Here is a 3,685-nt window from a genome sequence, read left to right as displayed (position 1 = left end):
GAGTGGGCTCTACTACGCTGATTTTATCAGCTTTTACAGCCCTACTCAACTGTGCGGAGGTGGAACGACGAAATCGAGTTCTAACGAATGACCGATTTCTGTCCCACTCTCTTTTTTTAATTATTTACTTGACCAGACACTTTCCAAAATGTTGGTTTGGTCACGATCTGGTCCGACTGAGAAGGTTGAAATGCGCACACCAACTAATTCACCGACACGGCGGACATAGTTGCGGGCATTTTCTGGAAGCTCATCCAAGTGGCGGACACCTGTGATGTCTTCTGACCAGCCTGGTAATTCTTCATAGATTGGTTTGCAACGTTTGAGTTGCTCCAAGCTTGCTGGGTAGTGGTCGATGCGTTCCCCATCCAAGTCGTAGGCTACACAGATTTTCACTGTATCTAGACCACTCAAAACGTCAATGGAGTTGAGGGAAAGGTTGGTAATTCCTGATACGCGGCGGCTGTGGCGCATAACAACGGAGTCAAACCAGCCCACCCGACGCGGACGGCCAGTCGTTGTACCGTATTCATGCCCCACTTCACGGATGCGCTCGCCCACTTCATCAAACAGCTCTGTTGGGAATGGTCCATCACCGACACGGCTAGTGTAGGCTTTACATACACCGACAACCTTGTCGATCTTGCTTGGGCCGACACCTGATCCGATGGTCACCCCACCTGCAACAGGGTTTGATGAAGTAACAAACGGATAAGTTCCTTGGTCGATATCCAGCATAACCCCTTGAGCTCCTTCGAAGAGCACGCGCTTGCCGTTATCCAAAGCATCGTTCAAGATGACAGAAGTATCGGTTACATATTGCTTGATTTGTTGACCATATTCATAGTATTCTTCGAAGATATCGTCAAATGACAGAGCCTCTGCATCATAGAGTTTGGTAAATTGACGGTTCTTTTCTTCCAAGTTGATGCGAAGACGTTCCGCAAAGACGTCGCGGTCCAAAAGGTCCGCAATCCGGATTCCCACACGCGCAGCCTTGTCCATGTAGGCTGGTCCAATCCCTTTGATGGTCGTTCCGATTTTGTTGTCGCCTTTAGACTCTTCTTGGAGACGGTCCAATTCGATATGGTAAGGAAGGATGACATGGGCACGGTCAGAGATGCGAAGGCTGTCCGTTGATACTCCTTCTTCATGGAGATAAGCCAACTCTTTGACCAATGATTTAGGGTTGACCACCACGCCGTTTCCGATGACAGAGATCTTTTCAGGGAAGAAGATACCAGAAGGAATCAAGTGCAACTTGAACTTTTTGCCGTCGATTACGATGGTGTGTCCGGCATTGTCCCCACCTTGATAGCGAGCAATGACTTCTGCATTGGCTGATAGGAAGTCTGTAATCTTCCCTTTTCCTTCATCACCCCATTGGGTTCCTACTACAACAACTGATGTCATAATTCTTTTTCATATACCATAGATAGGATGCTATCTATGCCTTTCTTCAAACTAAGGGCAGGAGTCTCACCTGCAAGTTTGTCTTACACTCTATTATAAGCAATTTTTGATGTTTTTTCAAGATCCACTCAGCTATCGTTTATTTTTCTCCTTCCTTTTTAAACCAACTTCTCTATGAAACTCGTCTTTTACTTGGAAATTGCTTCTTTCTAAAAATAACGTTCGGAATTTTCTTTTCTTCTTGCCCTTCTTCTGAAACGGCTGATTTTCGGAATTCTCCTTGCCCCCACTTTGCTTGATTTGTGCTAAAATAGTAGATATGGACAAAATTATTAAAACTATCTCAGAAAGCGGCGCTTTTCGTGCCTATGTACTAGACAGTACAGAAACCGTACGAACAGCCCAAGAAAAACATCATACACAAGCTAGCTCCACGGTCGCACTTGGCCGTACCCTCATTGCCAGTCAAATCTTGGCAGCAAACGAGAAAGGAGATACTAAAATTACGGTCAAAGTCCTTGGGACTAGCTCACTCGGAGCCATCATCACCGTGGCAGACACCAAGGGAAATGTTAAAGGCTACGTACAAAATCCTGGAGTGGATATCAAGAAGACAGCAACTGGTGAAGTCCTGGTGGGACCATTTGTCGGAAACGGAGAATTCCTGGTCATCACTGACTATGGTACGGGCAATCCTTATAACTCCATGACCCCTCTTGTCACAGGTGAAATCGGAGAAGACCTGGCCTTTTATCTGACGGAAAGCCAACAAACACCTTCTGCAGTTGGACTCAATGTTCTGTTGGATGACGAAGACAAGGTCAAGGTGGCTGGTGGTTTCTTGCTTCAGGTCTTGCCAAATGCCAAGGAAGAAGAAATCGCGCGCTTTGAAAAACGCATCCAAGAAATGCCTGCTATTTCAACACTTTTGGAATCTGAAGATCATATTGAAGCTCTTCTTTCTGCTATCTATGGGGATGAACCTTTCAAACGCCTCTCTGAAGAAGAACTTCGCTTCCAGTGCGACTGCAGCCGTGAGCGCTTTTTGAACGCTTTAGCAAGTCTGCCAGCTAGTGATCTAGAAGAGATGAAAGATGAAGATCACGGTGCAGAGATTACCTGCCAATTCTGCCAAACACACTACCACTTTGACGAAAATGACTTGGAGGAACTCATTCGTGACAAATCTTAATACGCCATTTATGATCGGGGATGTCGAAATCCCTAACCGTACCGTCCTAGCCCCAATGGCCGGAGTGACCAACTCAGCTTTCCGGACCATTGCCAAAGAACTGGGGGCAGGGCTCGTTGTGATGGAAATGGTCTCTGACAAGGGAATCCAGTACAACAATGAAAAGACGCTTCACATGCTCCATATCGATGAAGGAGAAAACCCTGTATCGATCCAACTCTTTGGAAGTGACGAAGATAGCCTGGCACGCGCAGCTGAATTTATCCAAGAAAATACCAAGACCGATATCGTCGATATCAACATGGGTTGCCCGGTGAATAAAATCGTCAAGAACGAGGCTGGTGCGATGTGGCTCAAGGACCCAGACAAGATCTACTCCATCATCAATAAGGTTCAATCCGTCCTTGATATCCCTCTGACTGTCAAAATGCGGACAGGTTGGTCAGACCCTTCTCTAGCAGTTGAAAATGCGCTCGCTGCCGAAGCTGCGGGTGTCTCTGCCCTTGCCATGCACGGACGGACTCGGGAGCAAATGTATACAGGGCATGCGGATCTTGAGACCCTTCACAAGGTTGCACAGGCCCTAACTAAGATTCCATTTATCGCAAACGGAGATATCCGTACGGTTCAAGACGCGAAGCAACGGATCGAAGAAGTCGGTGCCGATGCGGTTATGATTGGCCGTGCCGCCATGGGGAATCCTTATCTCTTCAACCAAATCAATCACTACTTTGAAACAGGAGAAATTTTGCCTGATTTGACCTTCGAAGACAAGATGAAGATTGCTTACGAACACTTGAAACGCTTGATCGATCTCAAAGGTGAGCACATTGCCGTTCGTGAATTCCGTGGCCTTGCCCCTCACTACCTTCGTGGTACCTCAGGTGCAGCCAAACTCCGTGGAGCCATCTCCCAAGCCAGCACCCTGGCAGAGATTGAAGAACTCTTACAATTAAACGCATAGAAATAATAAAAGCAGGACCTCATATGAGGTCCTGTTTAGAATTATGACAAAGTCATCTTAGAAACTTTCCTTAGGTGAGTACGGACGTCAGCGAACTTCGAAGAAGTTCCATGACT

General features: G+C 46.7%; 3 protein-coding genes. 2 read left to right on the top strand and 1 reads right to left on the bottom strand.

Going from position 1 to position 3,685, the window contains the following annotated elements:
• Positions 1–120: 120 nt before the first annotated feature.
• Positions 121–1,413, bottom strand: a complete 1,293-nt coding sequence (locus tag ADI76_RS09135; protein WP_049515992.1) for an adenylosuccinate synthase — start codon at positions 1,411–1,413, stop codon at positions 121–123.
• Between the two features lie 319 nt (positions 1,414–1,732).
• On the opposite strand from ADI76_RS09135, the gene hslO reads away from it, so the two are divergent.
• Both hslO and dusB read left to right on the top strand, forming a co-directional pair.
• Positions 1,733–2,605 (top strand): Hsp33 family molecular chaperone HslO, encoded by an 873-nt coding sequence (hslO, locus tag ADI76_RS09125; RefSeq protein WP_049483457.1) that lies wholly within the window; start codon positions 1,733–1,735, stop codon positions 2,603–2,605.
• Positions 2,592–3,569, top strand: coding sequence for a tRNA dihydrouridine synthase DusB (gene dusB, locus ADI76_RS09120; RefSeq protein WP_049515988.1), 978 nt, complete (start codon positions 2,592–2,594; stop codon positions 3,567–3,569). Before hslO ends, dusB begins: the two co-directional genes overlap by 14 nt.
• Positions 3,570–3,685 lie beyond the last annotated feature (116 nt).

Source organism: Streptococcus parasanguinis (genome assembly GCF_001074805.1).
GTDB classification, from domain to species: domain Bacteria; phylum Bacillota; class Bacilli; order Lactobacillales; family Streptococcaceae; genus Streptococcus; species Streptococcus parasanguinis_A.
The sequence above is the reverse complement of the archived record's forward strand: the minus strand, read 5'-3'. Positions and strand labels throughout refer to the sequence as shown.